Genomic DNA, 20,688 nt, shown 5'->3' with positions numbered 1-20,688 from the left:
AATTAGTTAGACGATACATACTTACGTATGCTGTTGTTTAATAAAGTAGCAGGATGCTGGTACCATCCTGTTACTCTTTTTTTTGAGAACGTTTGTTAATTTACTAGAATTTAGGGTTATACCATATGCTTACATTTTTATTGTCGAGTGTATAATTAATTGGAGAGGTGATGCTAAGCACATCCAATACTTCCTTCAGGTTTTCATCCATCAGTGTGCCGCTATAGGCCAGGTCAAATAATGAAGAATCTTTTATGTTGATGCTTACATCATACCGCTTTTCAAGCTTCTTCATGAGTGAGCCAAACTGTTCTTTATAAATCACCCACTCCCTTTCTTTCCAAGAAGTGTAGATATCCGTTCGAACATCGGAAGTCAGCACCGCCTTTTCAATCTTTAGGGGTGCTTTATCCTGGCAGTCTGAATGTTCTTGAGTTTTTTGGTCAGCCAATTGCTGATCACACTTTTGCTGATTCTTATTTTTATAAATGGTAAGTACCTGGTTGGGCTTTAGCACCACATCGTCCTTCTGGGGAGCCAGCGCACGATTTACAGCCACTTCACCTTCTACCAAAAGAGTTTCAATAAATCCCTCATCGCTATAAGCCCTGACATTGAAACGCGTACCAGTGGCCTTCACTTTCACCCCTGCGGTTTCAACATAAAAGGGGCGTTCTTTATTGGTTACAACATCAAAAAATGCTTCTCCGTCCAGCCAAACCAACCGTTGGCTCTCATCAAAAGTTATGGGGTACCGCACAGAACTTCCCGCATTGATCCAAACGCGCGAGCCATCGGGCAAAGTCACTACCGATTTACTTCCAAATGGGACTTCTGTTACAATGTAATCAGCCCTTAGCTCATTAACTTCTTCGGATGGATTAAGCTGAAAATAATAATGCCCCAGAATAAAGGCGATGGCAAATACAGCGGCGATTTTGGCCAGCTCAATGCTCATATGAAGAAGCTTGGCCCTGGGGTTTATTTTAGAAGCAAGCTGCTTCCAATTCTTTTGGGTATTGAATCGTTCGGATTTTAAAGCCGCCGAGGAAAGTTCGATGTAAGCAACGGACTGGCTAAAATATGTGGCATTTTGCTCCGAAGCCTCCACCCATTCAAAAAGCTCAGCTTCCTGCTGTTTGCTTAACGTTCCATTTACATAGTCCAGAATAAGGACATCAATCTCTGAATTCATGCTCATAGCCGATGTGTAAACTAACTTTTACCTCTATGACAATGAAATTCAAAAATGGCATACAAGATTAAACAAGAAAATTTCACCTTTTGTCTTAACACCCTCAAATTCAAGGCGTATTTTTTTCAAAGCACGGCCAATTTGAGTTTTCACCGTGCCTTCCGACAAATTCAGTTTCTTCGCAATGGCTTTGTAAGGCATTTGCTCAAACCGGTTCAGGAAAAAAATGTAGCGACATTGCTTCGGAAGGGAGTCAATAGCCTCTTTCAACCGTTCTTCAAGCGTTTCCATTTGTTGGAGCTGTTCGATTTTGGCTGAGACTTCTTCCTGTTTATAAAATGGGTAAGTCAGTTCCGAACTGAGGCTCACTTTCTGCTTCCGCTTGCGCAACTGGTTAATCGACAAATTGCGGACGGCAATGTACAAATAAGACTTTAATGAACTGGTAATTTCAATCGACTGCCGTTTATTCCAGAATTCCAGGAAACAATCATTGACAATGTCTTTGGCATCTTCATGACTCCCTAATATTCCCGAAGCATAAGCACAAAGCGCAGCATAGTGGGCATCAAAAATATACTCAAAAGCTTTTTGATCATTATGAAACTTTACCCGTGAAAATAAGATTTGATCCATGTTTGGCATAGTTCATCTTCGTTAGTTTAGGAGTATATCGGACAACAAAAAAACAAAACTGCAACATAAGCAGTTTTATTTTAACGAAATATAGAAAGTTTTGTTGAAATACAAGAAGGGATTTTGCTATTATAGAACAGTCTCATTTTCAAAACAGAGCACAATTCCTCCTGATCTACCTAACGTTACCTGACTTAACTGTTAAACAACATAAGCTTACACTGAACCGTTCAGCCCAGCTGTAATTTTCAATTCAAAAAAAAGGAGCCATGTTGCCATGACTCCTTTGCATTTAACGAAAAACGATCCTTCCTAAATAATAACGTCAATGGGATGACTTAGTTTTTCAGCCTCTTCGTTAATGTAGCTTTTAAAATGGTCAATTTCTTTCCATTTGGGATTTTCAAGCCCCCAAACCGCAAAGAAATAATGACGCGCTGGTTGCTCATTGGCAAGCTTCTGTGCCACATAATATGTTTCAGAAATAACGTGGCTAAAGTTTTTTGCCGGCACCGTTTGGTAGCCTTCTTTAAAGAAGTTGATATCGGTTGTCCGGTCAATGGCTGTCAGCTCATCTTTCGGAACCATTACGGCCATTCCAAGCTCATCCTGGTTTAGCGATTGCACATCAAGGGTGGCTATGGCGGCAAAGTTTTTACCGGCATCAAACGAATAGGGCTCGTTTTTCAATAAGCTGGTAACAATGCCTGTTGCCAGTTGCTTTTGACCGGTATACCCCGTCACCGTAACATCCGACTGGAACCAATATTTGCCTGGATAGATGCTGATCCGCTCAACTGCATCCAGCTTTTGGCCGGCCACATCCCATCCTTTGTATTTCAAATCGAACACCGAACGAATGGGACCTTCAACGACTTTTTGATACTCATAAACATCGGTGGAGCCCAGTCGAAAAAGCGAATCATTTTCGAGCATGGCCAAACCTCCGGATCCTAGGCTACTTCCACAGTGCAGGACATCCATTCCCCAGTCGGCCAACTTGTGATAGTCGCCCATTTCCGGCGTATGAATTTTATCGATGATCAAACCGGGTTGAAGTTTTCCAAACAGGTCTTTCACATTCCGGCAATCAAAATAATTGCGGAAACCCATTTTGTCGTTTTCCCAGTTAACACTTTCTCCTTGAGCAATGGTTGGAAATCCATCCAGTCCCTGAGGAGCAAAGTACTGATCCACTTCCTTAAAAGAGTGATCTTCCTGAACAATTCCCAAACGTACATTGGTGCGTTTCTCAAAGTCAGGATAATCGGCTACCGCAATAAATTCAAGCTGCAGAGTAATGGTTTCATTGGCCAGGAAATCGAGATTAACAACCAGTTCATCCCAATAACCATCGCCATCCATATCGTCAGCCTGAGTCGGCACCAACTGTCCGTTGCGTTTCAAAACAGGAGCTAGCCCGGCTTCAATTTTGCCGAATTTTTGTTCCAGGTCAACTCGTTCAATCAGGATGGTCTCATCCGGACGGTCTGTATCCATCGGGTTCTTCATCGTAAGTTGATTGTTCGGTGTTGAACAGGAAAAAAGTCCGGCAACAAATAATAGGTAGATTAGCTTTTTCATAACCTTAGTCCAAATCGTTTTCACCTTTAACATAGCCGAAGTTGGCCAGGATTCCGCCATCAACATAAAGCACCTGTCCATTGACAAAGTTACTTGCTGCTGAAGCCAGGAAAAGTGCGGCATTACCAATATCTTCAGGTTCACCCCAACGGCCTGCAGGAGTACGAGTCATCACCAAATCGTTGAAAGGGTGTCCGCCCTCACGAATAGGAGCTGTTTGCGCCGTAGCAATGTAACCAGGTCCAATACCATTAATCTGCAAATTGTATTTAGCCCACTCGCAGCACATGTTGGCGGTTAACAGTTTTAATCCGCCTTTAGCTGAAGCGTAGGCAGAAACCGAATTGCGGCCATACACACTCATCATCGAGCACATATTGATAATTTTTCCGCTGCGCTTGGCAATCATTTTAGGCGCCACACGCTTGGAAACAATCAAAGGAGCCACCAAATCCACATCAATCACCTGCTTATAATCAGCAATGGGCATATCCAGAATTGGGATTCGCTTGATAATTCCGGCATTGTTAACCAGAATATCAATCTCCCCCACTTCCTTTTCAATTTCGGAAATGCCGCGATCAACATCTTCTTCACTGGTCACATCAAATTTCAAGGCAAACACATCGATGCCTTCTTTTTTATATTCTGCCCGACAGCTTTCCAGCTTATCGCCTGATAAATCGTTAACACAGATTTTTGCTCCGGCTTTTCCCAGAACTTTACCAATAGCCATTCCAATTCCGTGGGTTCCCCCGGTAATCAGGGCTACTTTGCCTGTTAATTCAAATAATTCGTTCATTATGAGTTGTATTTAAATATCTTGTATAATTAATCTTTCAATGCATGGTCGGCCGGGAAATTCGTGCCTCCCCAAATTGTTTTCGCCGTCCAGTCTGTATCCGGATCAGCCCAAAACGGATCATCTTCAGGTAAACCAAGGGCCAGTAAGCCTACCGAACACAAGTATAAGCTTCCGGTTGAGATATAGCTTTCAGCAATATCCGGTTGATGGCCAACAAAACCAATTGTTAACCAGCCATTGGCATCAAAAACACCATCGGCTTCATACATTCGTTTGATAACGGCAGTAAGTGCACACCGCACCTGAGCCGGCTTAATGGATTCGGGCAAGTGATGTTGAAGAGCCATTTGTGACAAGTGTTGAAATGCTCCAAAACGGTAAGGTAATGACCGGCCAATTGCGGGAAAAGTTCCTTCCGGCGAAATCAATTTCTCCTGAATAGCCGCATAACGGGTAGCTCGCTTCAAAACAGTCTGATAGGTGGAATCATAACGCTTGCTATGCTTGACTGTTTCCGCTAAAATATCGACCATCATGGGTTGAATAACATAGCTGTTGTAATAATCCCAGTGAAACTGAGGACCATCGCCATACATCCCGTCACCAACGTACCATTCCATGTGTTTTTTAATGGTCAAATCAATACGCATTTGGTCCCAGTCTTCGCCTGCAAAAGCCAGAAAAGCCTCAACCATGCCACTAAACAAGAGCCAATTGTTATACCAAGGGGTAATTTCCCTTGAACTTTTCATCGCCTCAACCAACTGCCTTTGAGTCGTTTTATCTAACTGTTTCCAAAGCACATTGGGTGCTCTTAAAATAGCATGTGCTAAAAAAGCAGCATCAACCAATGGTTGATAGCCTTTGGTGAAGTTCATAAAATCCGGAGAATCCGGATCTACCGCCATTTTCAGACTCTTCTGGGCCAACTCAATGAAGTGTTTGCGCTGCTTTCCCTCGCGACTGTTATCAGCCCCTAATTCAAGCCAAGGAGCCAAACCTGCCAAAAGTCGACCAAAAGCTTCCAGGTAGGTAACCTCTTCCCTGTTCGCCTTCATTCCCGGCTTGCATTCTACCGGCATATTCTTTTTTAATTCGCCTTTGCTTAATGCCTCCAATAATGGAGAAGAAATACTGGTTAGTACGTGCACCCAATATTCACGATGATTGGTTGGTTCATCTGCAGCAAAAACAGAAGCTGTTGCTTTTCCACTAAGTGGCAACAATCCCGCTAATGACAAGTATTTGAAAACATCTCTTCTTCTCATCTTCTAGGTATTTTGTCAGAAAGACAACAATACCCCTCGAAGGGGTATTGTAATAAGGTTATTTTAATTCTGTTGGTTTAATAATGTCCATATCGGTGTAATCCAGGTTTTCGCCGGCCATCCCCCAGATAAAAATGTAGTTGCTTGTACCCGCCGCCGAGTGAATCGACCAGCTTGGTGAGATTACAGCTTGCTCGTTTTTCATCCACAAGTGACGAGTTTCATGGGGTTGTCCCATGAAGTGACACACGGCCTGGTCTTCGGGTACATTGAAGTAAAAGTAAACTTCATTCCGGCGGCTGTGAGTATGCGCAGGCATGGTATTCCAGACGCTTCCGGGTTTCAGCTCGGTCATTCCCATCTGCAACTGGCATGTTTCAACAACGGTGTTAATCAACAGCTGGTTGATGTTACGCTCGTTGGATGTTTCCAGAGAGCCCAGGTGTAATACATTGGCATCCTTTAAAGTCACGTGTTTGGTTGGGAATTCTTTGTGAGCCGGTGCCGAGTTGAAATAGAAACGAGCGGGTTTCTCGCTGTCAGCCGATTTGAATACCACTTCCTTCGCTCCTTTTCCAATGTAAAGGGCATCTTTAAACTCAAGCACATATTCTTTTCCATCAACACTCACACTTCCTGTGCCACCCACATTGATGATTCCAACTTCGCGTCGCTCGCAGAAATAGTTTGCTTTCAATGCATCAACCGTTCCCAGTGTCAATGCTTTAGTTACCGGAACAGCTCCTCCTACAATGTAGCGCTCAATGTGTGAGTACACTAAATTGATGGTATCCTCTTCCATCACTTTTTCTACCAAAAATTCTTTTCTGATTTTCTCCGTATCATAGGTTTTAAAATCGTCCGGATGATACGCATAGCGTTCTTCAAAATTTGTAGTCATAATTCTCTTATTTTTTTAATTCACGTTTTCGCTTAATTGCTTCTAAATAATAATAATCGGCATAATTCAAAGGAACATCGATTTCTGAATTTCCAGGCAGATGCCCCACTGAATGTTTTAACAAGAATCCGCCATTGGCTCCTCCTTCTGCTAAATACTCAGGGGAAGAAAGCGTTTCCAAAAGCTGATCTGCCAGATCGAAATAACGCTGCCCGTCTTCCACCATTGTTCCCAGTTCATAAAAAGCCGAAGCCAACAAGGCTCCTGCTGAAGCATCTCTTTTTACATTTGGAATCTTAGGATCATTGTAATCCCAGTAAGGAACCAAATCTTCCGGCAGGTTCGGAATAATAAAAGCAGCAATATCTTCTGCGGCTTTCAGGTATTTCGCATCACCTGTTTCCCGATAACAAACAATGTAGCCATATAGTCCCCAGGATTGTCCACGTGCCCAAGCAGAATCGTCGCTGTATCCCTGGTGAGTCTGTTTGCGCTCCACTTCTCCGGTAATCGTATCATAGCTTACCACATGGTACGAACTCATATCGTCCCTAAAGTGATGTTCCAATGTGGTGTTTGCATGAGTTACGGCAATATCCCGAAAACGGTTATCACCGGAAACTTTGGATGCCCAAAACAACATTTCCAAATTCATCATATTATCAATGATAACCGGAAATTGCCATTTCCCCCAGTCCCACGAACGAATAGCTCCAGTAACCGGGTTAAAGCGCGAAGCCAAACTTTCGGCGCCTTGTAAAATTACCTCTTTGTACGCTTCGTCACCGGTTAGCCGGTAAGCATTTCCATAGCTGCAAAACACCATGAAACCCAAGTCGTGCGTTCCAGTGTAAAACTGCACTCCGTCCAATTTCTCCGTCGTTTTAATCGCAGTATTTTTCCATTGCTCATCATTACTCAACTCATACATATACCAACACATTCCTGGTGGAAAACCACTGCACCAGTCTCGAATGCCAATCATTTTGTACCCATCTTTTTCAGTCCATGAACGAGGCAGTTTCTCCGAATCATCGGTTGCCTGCACCAACACGTTCAACTGATCGGAAAGCCGTTGTGTCAAGTCCTCATTGCTAGCCTTTTGGGGAGAGCAAGCCTGAATTGCAATAAACACCAGGCTGATTAGAATTAAATTTCTATGTTTCATTTTAAATTTCATTAATTAGTTAGAAGCACAAATCTAAGATAAAGGAAGCAATTATGCAATCGATTGCATTTTCTTTTCATTTTTTTGAAAAATAATTATCATATTTGTACATTGATTGCAGCCAAAAGCAAATGAATAGCAGCATTTCATCCGATTCAAATAAAATGGATAAAAAAACATCAGTCACCATTCACGATATTGCCCGGGAACTTAAGATTTCCGCTTCAACCGTATCCCGAGCCTTAAATGACAACCCACGGATCAGTCAAGCTACCAAGGACAAAATTAAAGCCTTGGCTCTGAAGCTTGGCTACCAACCCAACACCATTGCCTCCAACCTGCGAACCCAAAAAACGCATACAATCGGCATTGTTGTGCCCCTTATCAATCGGCATTTTTTCTCGGCATTTATCAGCGGTGTTGAAGATGTAGCCTTTGAAGCAGGTTATAATGTTATTATCTCTCAGTCGAAAGACCTCTTGGAAAAAGAGAAAAAAATTGTGCATTCCTTGTTTTCAAACCGGGTCGATGGCTTAATTACCTCGCTCAGTATGCAAACCAATGAATTTGACCATTTCCAGCTATTTACGAATAAGAATATTCCATTGGTCTTTTTTGACCGAGTAGCCCCTGATTTGAAAGCAAACAAGATTGTCATTGATGACTTTTCCTGCGGTTTTAAAGCAACCCAGCATTTAATTGATCAAGGTTATAAGCGTATTGCACACCTAGCCGGACCAACCGTTCTCAATACTTATCATGACCGGATGGAAGGCTACAAAGAAGCACTCCGTAAGAATAATTTAGCCGTGGAAGATCAATTGATCATTTGCAACCGGTTAACCCGAATGGATGGACAGCAGGCCATTCAACAATTATTGGCTCTAAAAAACCCACCGGATGCGGTATTCTGCGGAAATGACACCTCTGCATTAAGTATGATTGTGTACTTAAAATCACAAGGCATTCGCATTCCTGAAGATTTTGGAATTGTGGGATTCAGCAATGAGCCTTTCTCGGAAGTAGTTACCCCCTCCATTTCTACCCTTAAACAACCCGCACAGGAAATGGGGGCCAAAGCTGCACAAATGCTTATTCACGAAATAGAAAATAAAACGACACAAGACTATCAAACGATAACCCTGCCAAGTGAACTTGTTGTCAGAGAGTCTTCACTGCGCAATAACGACACAAAATAGCGACCATCCTTGCTAAAACTATTTTTAACCTACAATGCTAGACAGATACAGAGCTTCCATTATTTTGCAGATTTTCATAAAATAGAAAAATACCTGTATATCACTTCGCCGTCTTTAAACTATTAACAATCTGTTAACCATTAAATAACACACTTAAATTCCTCCTGATAAAAACATATTTCGCCTTGTTGTGTTTATTTAAATAATTTATAAAATTATTTAGAATGCATGTCTTGTAAGGCCAATTTTGCAGTTCGTAGGCTGAGAGACGGCTTTTTGAGGCTGAAACACGCAGTTCATGAAATAAGTTACTAATTATTACCAATTAAAAGCGAATATGTTTTAACTTGTAGGGGATATTCTAGTTCTTTAAAAGAATAAGATTATCCATAACACAAGAAAGCAATTAGCACAAGAACAGGAGACAATATGGAATATTCTTCAGATCAGAATATAGGTCAAATTATAAGTTCCTTATCGCATGAATTAAGGACTCCGCTAACAATCCTAAGCTCTAACCTTCAATTACTGAAGAGCAGTAATCAGAACTTGGATCCGATTCTGCGTGCTGAAACTTTTCAGCTATGCGAAGAAGCCCTGACTGCTGTCTCCAGATTTCTTGATGATATTCACTTTATAAACCTTTCAAACAAAAATGAACTGAAGCAAACCCCACAAGATGTTGACATCAATCAACTAATTGCGAAGGTTCTCGAATCCAAGAACACCTGCTTTTACAATTCCAACAGGATTCATGTTTTCAGCCCGTCGGAAGCATTGGTCTTCAAGACCGATGAAACATTATTAACCAAAGTCATTACCAATTTGCTTAGCAACGCGTATAAGTTCTCGGCGAAAGAAATTGCACTGCGAGTTAGCAATGGTGCAAACCAGTTAAATATTGAAATACAGGACCAGGGAGTTGGTATTCCGGCGGATCAAATTGAATTTATTTTCATGCCTTTTTACCGGTGCGAAAATGTAAAAATGCTAAGTGGAACAGGCTTGGGATTATCTGTTGCCCAAAAAGCAGCCAACTGTTTGAATGGTGAAATAATAATTGATAGTACTCTTTCAAAAGGTACAACAGCCAAACTAAAAATTCTTTCAGATGAACGCTAAGAAGATACTGATTATTGAAGATGATTTAGCGTTGGGTAAGACGCTCCGAAATGTATTGAAGATTAATGACTACGAGGTTGACCTGGCCGAATCTGGTGCCGAAGGTATTCAAAAAGCCTATGAATATTGCCCCGACTTAATTTTGTGCGATATAAACATGAAGCCCATTGATGGCTACCAGGTATACAACATACTAAAAGATAGCGCATTAACCAGCCGAATTCCGTTTATCTTCATTACCGGAAGATCGCAGCTGAATGACATCCGCTTTGGACTGGAACTTGGAGTTGACGACTACATTGTAAAGCCATTTGACAATCAAGACTTACTAAAATCAATTAAGGTGCGACTTGAGAAGTACGAAAAGCTGGTCAATATCGGGAAGAATGACTACAAAGCCCTTCTGAACCTGTCACCTAATGGTGTTTTTGTTTTTGATGGCGAAACGATTTATGAAACCAATCAAGCTTTTCTCAATCTATTGGGCTTATCGGAGGCCGAGGTCAAGAAAATATCCTTCAACCAACTGATTTCAGACAAAGAATATCAGAAAGTTGAAAACAAAATAATGAAATGCGCCAACGGACTGCTGGGTAACTTCCGTGAAGAAATTGAACTTAAAACGGCATCAGGGACAAAAGAAAAATTTGTCTTGCATGTTTCCCCAAGTCAAAAATACAATGGTTTTACCCTTTTGATCGGCTTGCTTGCCCCTAAAGAGCAAGAGGGGGAATCAGCTCAGCTCGAATACAAAAAGCTGGTTAATATACTGGAAGAAGAGAAAATCTATATTTCCGGCAACCTGGCTAATAAGCTTCACCAGGCCTTTGATGCCTCCGTAGCTCACAGTCCCCATCAACAAAGCACCTCAACCATGGTGGCCAAATCGGTGTTCTCCAAAAGAGAACAAGAGGTACTGAACTTGTCTTGCAAAGGTCTTCCGATTAAAATTATTGCCGACCAACTTTCCATTTCTGACCGGACTGTTGAAAAACACCGGGCCAGTCTGATGGAAAAAACCGGAGCCAAAAACATTGTCGAGGTCATTATCTACGCCTTAAAAAATGATTTGGTGGAAATCTAAGTATCAGTATACAATATCCGATAAAGCAAAAAGCGGGAAGTGATGATCACTTCCCGCTTTGCTTTTATTCTGTATCAGAAATTTTCTCTATTTGGCGTAGTTTACAGCACGTAGTTCGCGAATGACTGTAATCTTAATCTGTCCCGGATAAGTCATCTCATCCTGAATGTGCTTAGCAATATCGTACGATAATTGTTCTGACTCTTTGTCCGAAATCTTATCACTACCTACAATTACCCGTAACTCACGTCCGGCTTGAATAGCATACGTTTTCAGAACTCCAGGATAAGACAGTGCCAAATCTTCCAGTGCTTTCAATCGCTTGATATACGATTCAACCACTTCGCGACGAGCTCCTGGTCGGGCACCAGAGATGGCATCACATACCTGAACAATAGGAGCCAATAAAGTTTGCATTTCAACCTCATCGTGGTGTGCTCCAATCGCATTACAGATGTCTGGCTTTTCCTTGAACTTCTCAGCCAGTTTCATTCCCAGTACTGCGTGTGGTAATTCCGGCTCATCGTCAGGCACTTTACCAATATCATGCAGCAGTCCGGCACGTTTCGCCCATTTTGGGTTCAAACCTAACTCTGAAGCCATAATGGCACAAAGGTTAGCTACTTCACGCGAGTGTTGCAGCAGGTTTTGTCCATAAGATGACCGGTATTTCATCTTACCAATCATGCGAATCAATTCAGGATGCAGACCATGAACGCCAAGGTCAATTGTTGTCCGTTTACCGGTTTCAATAATCTCTTCTTCAACCTGCTTTTTCACTTTTGAAACAACTTCTTCAATGCGAGCCGGATGAATTCGACCATCCGTAACCAACTGGTGCAAGGCCAAGCGGGCAATCTCTCTTCTTACCGGATCGAAGCCTGACAGTACAATGGCTTCAGGCGTATCGTCCACAATGATTTCAACTCCGGTAGCTGCTTCAAGAGCACGAATATTTCGTCCTTCGCGACCAATAATCCGTCCTTTAATTTCATCGCTTTCAATATGAAAAATGGTAACTGCATTCTCAATAGCTGTTTCAGTAGCCACTCGCTGAATGGTTTTTACAACCACTTTTTTCGCTTCTTTGTTGGCAGTCAACTTAGCCTCTTCCATAATCTCATTGATATAAGACATGGCATCTGTCTGGGCCTCACCCTTCAACGACTCTACAAGCTGATTTTTAGCTTCTTCAGCAGACAACCCAGAAATTGCTTCCAGCTGCTCAACCTGTTGCCGATGCATTTTATCCAGCTCCTCTTCTTTTTGCTGAACCATGTTTAACTGGTTGGTGAGATTTTCACGAATGGCTTCAACATCTTTCTTAGTCAGTTCAAACTCTTTGACTTTTCGCTGCAGTTCATCCCGACGTTGCAAAAATGCATTTTCCTTTTGCTTAAGCTTATTTTCAATCGAAGCAACCTTGTTATTCTTCTCGTTGATAAACTTCTCGTGCTCGGTTTTTAACTGCAAAAACTTTTCCTTCGCTTGAAGAATTTTATCCTTCTTGATCACATCGCCTTCGACTTCGGCTTCCTTTATAATTTTTCCTTTCTTACTTTTCAGCGCCTTATCCCATAAGAAATAGGAAACAGCTCCTCCAAGCAGAAAACCGGAAATAATGTATATAATTTCCATAGTTCAATTAAGTATTACTTTATATATATATTAAACAAAAAAGCCAGCCTATGGATTCGATCCCAAACATTTTTTTGGGATTGAATCAAAAGCGGGCTTCAACGATCTTTATCTCTTCTATTGGTGTACCGACAAATAATCACCTAATACTTCATTAAGTTTCTTAATTTCTTCAATAAACGGAGATTCATCTGCTCGATTTTCCAACTCTAAGTTCTTCAGTACAAACTGAAAGGCAGTCATAGCAAGAAAGTCTTTCGAATCATGGTCTGCATATTTTTTCTTGTATTGAAGAATTATATCATTTAGTATTTTCGCAGCTTTCCTGTACTTCTCCTCCTCGTCCCTAACAATGGTCAACGGATAAATTCGTCCATCGATATTGATATTTATTGAAAGCTTATCTGTCATTTATCTCAGTATTTGCTACACATTTAATTGAGCAATACACCTGTCAATTTCCCGCACTATTTTTGTTATCGTCTGCTTCGCATTTTGCTTTTCATCATCCGAAGCAGTAAACGTCTTAGCTAATTTAAGACTTTCGTATTGTTTAACCAGCATTTCATTTTCTTTGCGAATCCTCGTCAATTCATCCTGAAGGCCTTCCAACTGATCTAAAAGTTGTTTATTCTCGTTTTTCAAGCTATTTTGCTTGTTGATCAGCAGCCTGAGTCGCACTTTAAATTCATCAATCAAATATTGATCTTGCTCGGTCATTCCTGCGTACTTTCTTGGACAAAATTAATATTTTTGGCCGATAGTTAATACGAAGATAGTTTTATTTTGCTTATTGCAAACTGCCGTACAACAAAAATTCCATTGTTCGGTTTTAATCACAAACCATCTAATGATTTAATTTATGTCTACTCGCTTTTTGATTTTGTTTTTATTGCTTTCAAACCTCATATACGCACAAGCGCCTGCGCCAGAAGACTTTCACACTCCTGTGTCAATTCCCATCAAATTATCGGGCAATTTTGGCGAACTGCGCTCCAACCATTTCCACTCCGGGATTGACATAAAAACTGAGGGGAAAACCGGACTCCCCATCTATGCGGCAGCTAACGGAGAAGTTTCACGCATAAAAATCTCGCCTTCAGGATTTGGCTTGGCTTTGTACCTGGATCATCCCAATGGGAAAACAACGGTTTACGCACACTTGTTAAGTTTCCGGGATGACATTCAGGCTTACGCAAAAAAAATACAATACGAACGTGAATCCTTTGCCGTAGATCTTGCGGTTCCTCAAGGAACCTTTCAGGTAAAAAAGGGAGAATTGATTGCTCACAGTGGAAACAGCGGAAGCTCGGGAGGGCCACACCTGCATTTCGAAATCCGGGATACCGAAAGTCAGAAACCGCAAAATCCGTTACTTTACAAATTTCCTGTTATTGATGACATGAAACCTAAAATTCTGGCTGTTGCCATTTATCCGCTTTCGGAAGATGCTCATGTTTACGGCAAGCCAGACAGCCGCCTCATTGAAACGGTGTATTATGATGGCGCTTACCACTTAAAAGGTAACCCGACCATTCCTGTTTACGGCAAGGTTGGCTTCGGCCTGCAAACAATGGACTACCTCAATGGCAGTTGGAGCAAGTGTGGGGTTTATGAAATTAGCCTTTCCGTCGATCAACAGCCGATTTACTCCTTTCGACTTGATGAGTTCAGCTTTGACGAAACCCGCTATTTAAACAGCCATATCGATTATGCCCATTACCGGCAGCACGCACGACGAATCCAAAGAAACTGGGTGGAGCAAGGCAACAAGCTAAGCAACTACCCCACCCTCGAAAACCAAGGCATCGTAAACTTGTCGGATGGACAACCTCATCAAATCAACTATGTTGTGAAAGATGTTTATGGTAATAAAAGCACCCTTGCTTTCCGGGTGAAATCGCGGGCAAGCGCTCTTGATAAACCGGAAAAAAATGGGCCTTTGATTTCATTTGATGAAGAAACCATTTTCGAAAAGCCTGGCGTGGAAGCTCACTTTACTGCCGGAACTTTTTATTCTGACTTCAACCTGGAATATGCAAAAAAACCGGCCAATAACCTTTACTACTCGCCACTGCATAAACTACACAACGACCGGCTGCCAGTGCACCACTCGTACTTATTGAAAATAAAGGCGGATGAACTACCCGACTCGCTTCAGCCCAAAAGTCTGATTGCTGTTATTGATGAAAAAAGCGGCAAGAAATGGTCGTTAGGCGGTGCATACAAAGATGGCTGGGTAACGGCCCGTATTCGGCAGATGGGTACTTTTGCCATCAGTGTGGATACAGTGGCTCCAACCATTCGTCCTCTCAGCATTCAGGGCAGAAAAAGCCTGACCGAGAAAAACCGCATTCGGTTTAAAATAAGCGATGACTTTTCAGGCATTGACAGCTATCGGGGAGAAATTGATGGCCAATGGGTACTGTTTGAATACGATGCCAAAAACAGTCTGATTACCTATTCTTTTGACAAAGACCGTTTTCAGTTTGGCAAGCAACACCAACTCAACCTGACGGTTACAGACAACAAAGGCAACGCGACCAAGTATGAAGCCACTTTTTACCGCTAAGAAGAAAACTATTGAACATTCAATTTCAATAGTCGATAAGAAGTATTAAAAAAGTCAAACTATTTTTGTTCAATTACTTCAATAACCTTTTGCGCAAAAAAAATCGTTTTAACTTTGCCGCGATTTTAACTTAAACAGAGTTTAATATGAAAGCATATGTATTTCCAGGGCAAGGTGCTCAGTTTCCGGGAATGGGGAAAGACCTGTACGAAAACTCGCCTGTTGCCAAAGAATTATTTGATAAAGCCAATGAAATACTTGGATTCAGCATTACCGATATCATGTTTAACGGCACTGCCGAAGACCTGAAGCAGACCAAAGTTACCCAACCAGCTATTTTCCTGCATTCCGTAATTTTGGCCAAAACATTGCCTGATTTCAAACCTGAAATGGTTGCCGGTCACTCATTGGGTGAATTTTCAGCCTTGGTTGCCAATGGAACATTAAACTTTGAAGATGGTTTACGCTTAGTGTCACAACGCGCCCAAGCCATGCAAAAAGCCTGCGAACTAGAGCCATCAACCATGGCTGCTATTGTTGGACTGGAAGACGCGATTGTAGAAGAAGTTTGCGCTTCTATTGACGAAGTTGTTGTACCTGCCAACTACAACTGTCCCGGACAGTTAGTAATATCCGGATCGATTGCTGGTATTGACAAAGCCTGTGAAGTTTTAACCGAAAAAGGAGCCAAGCGCGCCTTAAAACTCCCAGTTGGCGGAGCATTCCACTCACCACTGATGGAGCCTGCCCGTGAAGAACTGGCTGCAGCCATCAAAACCACAAGCTTCAACACCCCTAGCTGTCCGGTTTACCAAAATGTGAATGCGCAACCGGTTAGCGATCCTGAAACAATCAAAGGAAACCTGATCGACCAGCTGACAGCTCCTGTAAAATGGACCCAAACAGCTCAAAATATGATCAAAGACGGAGCAAGCTTATTTACAGAAATTGGACCGGGCAAAGTATTGCAAGGCCTCATTAAGAAAGTTGACCGCCAAGCTCAAACTGCCGGCGTAAGCGCTTTTGAAGCTTAATCCAAGAGATTAAAAAGACTTTAAGAAAGGCTGTCCATTTCATTATTGGACAGCCTTTCTTATTTTTCATCACTGGGTTCTCCCAAGCTAATTAAAGCCTGACGGTTTCGCCCATCCATCAAAATGCTCAAATCCTGGTCAAACCGAACATGCTTAACATACTTCAGAACCTCAATCACCGGCTGTTCGTTCAGCATGTCAATATTTATTTTCTCATCCTGCGAAGCATGTTTTACCGAGAAGTAGCCAACATTCATGGAGGTTACATTGTGAAAAAAGTGAGACCCCAGCGACCCATCAAGCGGAAATTCGGGTAAGCCCATTTCAACAATAATCCGGGCACGCGATATTTGTGACCACACCACAGGGATGCCGGTAAACGGATCCTTCGTTCCCCAGCGTCCGGGACCTATCAAAATGTAATCTTTGTCTGCTGCATCCAGTTTCTTATTCATTTGATGAATTTCTCGGGCAATCTCCTTGGTGCTCATTTTATCAAAGGTTTCAGGATTCACAAAAATCACATCGCGAATACCCAAAATCTCACCGTTGCCCATGCCCTGCTTGGCAAAAAGCATCACTTTATCCTGCTCTACCTGCCCCAGATCAATACTAAGTGTTTCTTCCCGACGGATCAATGGCTTAATTTGAAGCAAGTGAAATGTTGGCAAACCATCAGACCCTTTTTCCAAATCAACGGCATATTCCATTTCCACCGGCGATCCCATAGCCTCGCGAAATAAACGCAGTAAAAAGCGCAAGGTATCCGCCAATGGAATGTAGTTGTACTTCAAAATATTGGCAAAGTCAATTACACGCGGCCCCTTCATACTAATTCCAGGCACCAGGTCGTCGTTTTCAAAATCGTACACCGAGGCACAGTGTTGAAGCAAGCCATCATTTTCAGCTTCCTTAATTTTGAATTTCTTAATGGCTGCATCTTCCCCATTGCTCACAATGTTGACATTGGGCTGCGACATGTCCAGCGCATAAAATTCCTTTTGCGAGTCGCGCACCTGGTCGCGCACCAGTGTCGGGTTGATCATCGGATATTTAGGGCAAAACCGAAAGGCCTGCTCGCCACCAACCACATACATCCCCAGACCAACAGCAGCCACCGCAAAACCATCTTCCGGTTTCATATGAGCCACCGGATAGTAATTGTAGGATTGAGCAACTCCGCTAATGGAAGGATAAAAACGCTTATTGTGCTCATGGCCAACCACCTTCTGAATGATAACGGCCATCTTTTCCTCTTCAATTTTATAGTTTACCGCATCAAAATAAGAAATGGCTGACTCCGTAAAGATACTGGCATACACCAGCTTAACGGCATTAATCAACTGCTGGTAGCGCACGTACTTATCCGGGTGATTATTGGGCAGCAAGTAGGTAGAATAAACGCCCGAGAAAGGCTGTAGCAGCGAATCTTCGAACAAGCCGGAAGAGCGCACAGCTAAAGGTCCATGCATCACTTCGACATACCGGAACAACTTGGCTTTCAACCCCTCGCTCAAATGCGACTCCAGAAAAATCGATTTGATATGTTCGTAATCATTGTTGCAATAAATCTCCTCATAAAGATTGTTGAGTTCCAAAAACTTATCGAACTCGATGGCTCCGATAACCGCCGTTGCCGGAATGCGAATATTGATGTTGGGAATAATCTTCTTAAAGTCAATATTTTCAATGAAGTTACTCATAAAGGCCATACCACGTCCCTTGCCTCCCAGCGAACCTTTTCCCATGCGTACAATGTAATGGTCGCTGTCAACAATGGCCGAATCAAAATTAATGATACGGCCGCGCATCTTCTTCACCCGCACTTTTTCAAACACGTCCAAGCAGAAATTACGCAACTCTTCGGCACTATTAAAATCTTCAAAGCGATAGGGCAACAGTTGCTCGGCAATATTAATTTCGCCCCGGGCCATTAGCCAGGTTGAAAATGAATTGCGTTTGCCGTGATACGACAAGGCTTCATCTGGAATCAGCTTAAACATTTCCTGAAACTCCTGCAGGTTGCGGGCCACCATAATGGGATTTCCCGCCATGTCTTTAAACACAAAGCTACCAAAACCCAACCGTTTGTAGATGAAATTGTGAATGTCCATCGACAAACTTTCCGAATTTTTATTGATGAATTCAGCACCTATTTCACGGGCACGTGAGGCGTTGTTCACATCGTGACTCTGCAGCAGAAAAGGTACCGGAAAACGCAAAATCTGTTTCACATACTTGAGCAGCTCAATGCCCGCCTCCGGATCGTCCACCCCATTGCGGGTAAACCGGACGTCGGAAATTACGCTCAAAAGATAATCGCGGTATTTATTCAGCATTTCAATGGCCTCCTCATAGGTGCTCACCAAAATAACTTTGGGGCGAGCCCGCATTTTCAAAATCATGTGCAGGTCGTCAGTCGATTCATCCTGAACCAGGTTTTGTGTCTGGGTCATAATGTTGGTATACAGCATAGGCAGGTAGCGCGAATAATACTGGATTGAATCTTCCACCAGCAGCAACATACGCACATTTCCATTGTTGATGTCCGCTTCGATGTTCTTCTTATCCTCAATGTACTTCACCATTGCCAGAAACACGTTGGAATTCCCATTCCAAACAAACACCCGGTCAATTGACTCAAACTGGTTTGCTGCTTCCTGGAAATAGCGCAAATCGCCGTTGTTGTTTACCAACAGAAGAATGGGTACCTGGCTGTTCGCATCATGGATAACATCAGCCATTTTTACCGGAATATCCTTGTCCACCCCTACCATAATGATTACCAGGTCGAAGTCGCGCTCTTTCATCATTTTTAGCGCATCTTCTTCGGAATTAACACTGGTAAAACGGGGATAGGTGTAAAGGTTCAGTTGCAAGAACTCACCAAAAATCTTATCGGTAAACTGTCCTTCCCGAACAATGGAGTAACTATCGTACAAAGTGGCCACCAGCAAAACCTCTTTCACCTTGGTAGGCATCAGTTCTTCAAAAATATCCCGATCACTCTTTTTGCGCTTATAAATCGACGAAAGAGATATGCTATCTAAATTATCCATATGACTATTTTTCTGAACTCCTGTGTAATCATTACTTCAAGAGCACTGGATACCAACATCCAGTAAAACCAGAAGTTCCATTCGCTACATTATTGAACGTTTGAAATTAGGTAAAATCCGGTTGCCCGCAACAAAAAAAGGGGATGAACAGCCCCTTTTCTTAAACATATCACTCATCAGACCTATTCTCACAACACACGATCAGCATTCATTTTCGACTGGAAGAATTCGTTCACTGCCCCCATAACAAAACAAAGAGGCCGCTCCAAATAAACTTGGAACGGCCTCTGCATTATTTTTAAGCCCGACAAAATCTCCGGCTTGCGGGGACATTTCGGACCTTGTTAATTCGACACTAACTGATCGGGCATTTCTTCTTGAAGAAAGGAACAGGCTCGCTGCTGTTGGGCTCATTCACTTCCCACGTGTTTCCGGAACACAGCAACTCATCCATCGAGTTAACCTTCCGATTGGCAGTGACCTCTTCAACCTGCTTCACCAATTCTTCATCATACACCGGTGCTTCAACGGCACGAATAACGCCCATCGCAATTGGAAATTCCGGCAAGCTCATTTGAATCAGCTGCATATGAATGGATAAATCAACCTGTTTGGCATCATGCACCAAAATATCGTCCTGGGTCACCCCATTTTCGCCGATTGTCACCACTTTCAGACGACCACATTCCAGCACCAGACCTTTTTCATTTTCTTTGCCAAAAATCATGGGCTTACCATGCTCCAAGAACAACTGGCGCTCGGCCCGGTGTTTCGGATCAGCAATTTGCTCATGAATTCCGTCATTAAAAATCACACAGTTTTGCAGCACTTCAACAATCGAGGTTCCTTTATGCTTGGCAGCCTCAGCAAATACCTGCTGGTTGTGTTTCACGTTCGAATCAACTGCGCGGGCAAAAAAGCTACCGCCTGATCCTAGCACCAACTGTCCGGGAACAAATGGATCTTCAACTGTTCCGAATGGCGATGTTTTGGTGATAAACCCGCGATCGGTTGTTGGTGAATATTGTCCTTTGGTCAGTCCGTAAATCTTGTTATTGAACAGGATCACGTTCAAATCGATGTTACGACGCACCAAGTGAATAAAGTGGTTTCCTCCGATGGCCATGGAGTCACCATCACCCGTAATTACCCATACGTTCAGGTCAGGGTTGGCGCATTTCACTCCCGAGGCAATAGCCGTTGCCCGACCGTGAATGGAGTGAAAGCCAAAGGTACTCATATAGTAAGGGAAACGCGAAGAACAGCCAATTCCGGATATTACCGCAAATTGTTCCTGTGGCACATTCATATCAGCCATGGTGCGCTGAACAGCATTCATAATGGCATAATCACCACAACCAGGACACCAACGTACTTCGTTCTCGCTTTTAAAGTCTTTTATCGTATAATTCAATTCTGTCAT

At 42.6% G+C, this 20,688-nt stretch carries 17 protein-coding genes; 5 read left to right on the top strand and 12 right to left on the bottom strand.

The features are described from left to right. Positions 1 to 103 precede the first annotated feature (103 nt). From Q1A18_RS02425 to Q1A18_RS02395, 7 genes are all read right to left on the bottom strand, one after another. Entirely contained in the window at positions 104 to 1,195 is a 1,092-nt protein-coding gene (locus Q1A18_RS02425) for a FecR family protein (protein WP_299576971.1), read from the bottom strand. 48 nt (positions 1,196 to 1,243) lie between these two features. Then, complete coding sequence (locus tag Q1A18_RS02420) at positions 1,244 to 1,831, bottom strand: RNA polymerase sigma-70 factor (protein WP_299576969.1); 588 nt, start codon at positions 1,829 to 1,831, stop codon at positions 1,244 to 1,246. 312 nt (positions 1,832 to 2,143) lie between these two features. Beyond that, positions 2,144 to 3,415 (bottom strand): DUF4861 domain-containing protein, encoded by a 1,272-nt coding sequence (locus Q1A18_RS02415; RefSeq protein WP_299576967.1) that lies wholly within the window; start codon positions 3,413 to 3,415, stop codon positions 2,144 to 2,146. Positions 3,416 to 3,419: 4 nt separating this feature from the next. Next, entirely contained in the window at positions 3,420 to 4,217 is a 798-nt protein-coding gene (locus Q1A18_RS02410; protein ID WP_299576965.1) for a gluconate 5-dehydrogenase, read from the bottom strand. 29 nt (positions 4,218 to 4,246) lie between these two features. Next, complete coding sequence (locus tag Q1A18_RS02405; protein WP_299576963.1) at positions 4,247 to 5,488, bottom strand: DUF2264 domain-containing protein; 1,242 nt, start codon at positions 5,486 to 5,488, stop codon at positions 4,247 to 4,249. A 58-nt stretch (positions 5,489 to 5,546) separates the two neighbouring features. Continuing rightward, positions 5,547 to 6,389, bottom strand: coding sequence for a 5-dehydro-4-deoxy-D-glucuronate isomerase (kduI, locus tag Q1A18_RS02400; protein WP_299576961.1), 843 nt, complete (start codon positions 6,387 to 6,389; stop codon positions 5,547 to 5,549). Positions 6,390 to 6,396: 7 nt separating this feature from the next. Beyond that, complete coding sequence (locus tag Q1A18_RS02395; RefSeq protein ID WP_299576959.1) at positions 6,397 to 7,557, bottom strand: glycoside hydrolase family 88 protein; 1,161 nt, start codon at positions 7,555 to 7,557, stop codon at positions 6,397 to 6,399. Between the two features lie 164 nt (positions 7,558 to 7,721). Between Q1A18_RS02395 and Q1A18_RS02390 the strand changes: the two genes are divergently transcribed. From Q1A18_RS02390 to Q1A18_RS02380, 3 genes are all read left to right on the top strand, one after another. Further along, positions 7,722 to 8,756, top strand: coding sequence for a LacI family DNA-binding transcriptional regulator (locus Q1A18_RS02390; RefSeq protein ID WP_299576957.1), 1,035 nt, complete (start codon positions 7,722 to 7,724; stop codon positions 8,754 to 8,756). A gap of 429 nt (positions 8,757 to 9,185) precedes the next feature. Next, the gene (locus Q1A18_RS02385; protein ID WP_299576955.1) at positions 9,186 to 9,878 is read left to right on the top strand and encodes a HAMP domain-containing sensor histidine kinase; all 693 of its coding nucleotides are present in this window, start codon (positions 9,186 to 9,188) and stop codon (positions 9,876 to 9,878) included. Beyond that, complete coding sequence (locus tag Q1A18_RS02380; RefSeq protein ID WP_299576953.1) at positions 9,868 to 10,962, top strand: response regulator; 1,095 nt, start codon at positions 9,868 to 9,870, stop codon at positions 10,960 to 10,962. Before Q1A18_RS02385 ends, Q1A18_RS02380 begins: the two co-directional genes overlap by 11 nt. 87 nt (positions 10,963 to 11,049) lie before the next feature. Here the strand turns inward: Q1A18_RS02380 and rny are convergent, their stop codons facing one another. From rny to Q1A18_RS02365, 3 genes are all read right to left on the bottom strand, one after another. Beyond that, positions 11,050 to 12,600, bottom strand: coding sequence for a ribonuclease Y (gene rny, locus Q1A18_RS02375; protein ID WP_299576951.1), 1,551 nt, complete (start codon positions 12,598 to 12,600; stop codon positions 11,050 to 11,052). A 117-nt stretch (positions 12,601 to 12,717) separates the two neighbouring features. After that, on the bottom strand, positions 12,718 to 13,011 hold the full coding sequence (locus Q1A18_RS02370) for a cell division protein ZapA (protein WP_299576949.1): 294 nt from the start codon (positions 13,009 to 13,011) through the stop codon (positions 12,718 to 12,720). Positions 13,012 to 13,026: 15 nt separating this feature from the next. After that, positions 13,027 to 13,320, bottom strand: a complete 294-nt coding sequence (locus tag Q1A18_RS02365) for a hypothetical protein (protein ID WP_299576947.1) — start codon at positions 13,318 to 13,320, stop codon at positions 13,027 to 13,029. Positions 13,321 to 13,462: 142 nt separating this feature from the next. Between Q1A18_RS02365 and Q1A18_RS02360 the strand changes: the two genes are divergently transcribed. Further along, positions 13,463 to 15,172, top strand: a complete 1,710-nt coding sequence (locus Q1A18_RS02360; RefSeq protein ID WP_299576945.1) for a M23 family metallopeptidase — start codon at positions 13,463 to 13,465, stop codon at positions 15,170 to 15,172. 146 nt (positions 15,173 to 15,318) lie between these two features. Further along, complete coding sequence (fabD, locus tag Q1A18_RS02355) at positions 15,319 to 16,206, top strand: ACP S-malonyltransferase (RefSeq protein WP_299576943.1); 888 nt, start codon at positions 15,319 to 15,321, stop codon at positions 16,204 to 16,206. A 59-nt stretch (positions 16,207 to 16,265) separates the two neighbouring features. Here the strand turns inward: fabD and Q1A18_RS02350 are convergent, their stop codons facing one another. Beyond that, positions 16,266 to 19,265 (bottom strand): PEP/pyruvate-binding domain-containing protein, encoded by a 3,000-nt coding sequence (locus Q1A18_RS02350; RefSeq protein ID WP_299576941.1) that lies wholly within the window; start codon positions 19,263 to 19,265, stop codon positions 16,266 to 16,268. Between the two features lie 355 nt (positions 19,266 to 19,620). Then, a complete protein-coding gene (locus Q1A18_RS02345) occupies positions 19,621 to 20,688 on the bottom strand; it encodes a 2-oxoacid:ferredoxin oxidoreductase subunit beta (protein ID WP_299576939.1) in 1,068 nt (355 codons plus the stop codon).

The sequence above is a fragment of the uncultured Sunxiuqinia sp. genome, assembly GCF_947495665.1.
Taxonomy (GTDB): domain Bacteria; phylum Bacteroidota; class Bacteroidia; order Bacteroidales; family Prolixibacteraceae; genus Sunxiuqinia; species Sunxiuqinia rutila.
This window is presented reverse-complemented; position numbering and strand designations above follow the sequence as displayed.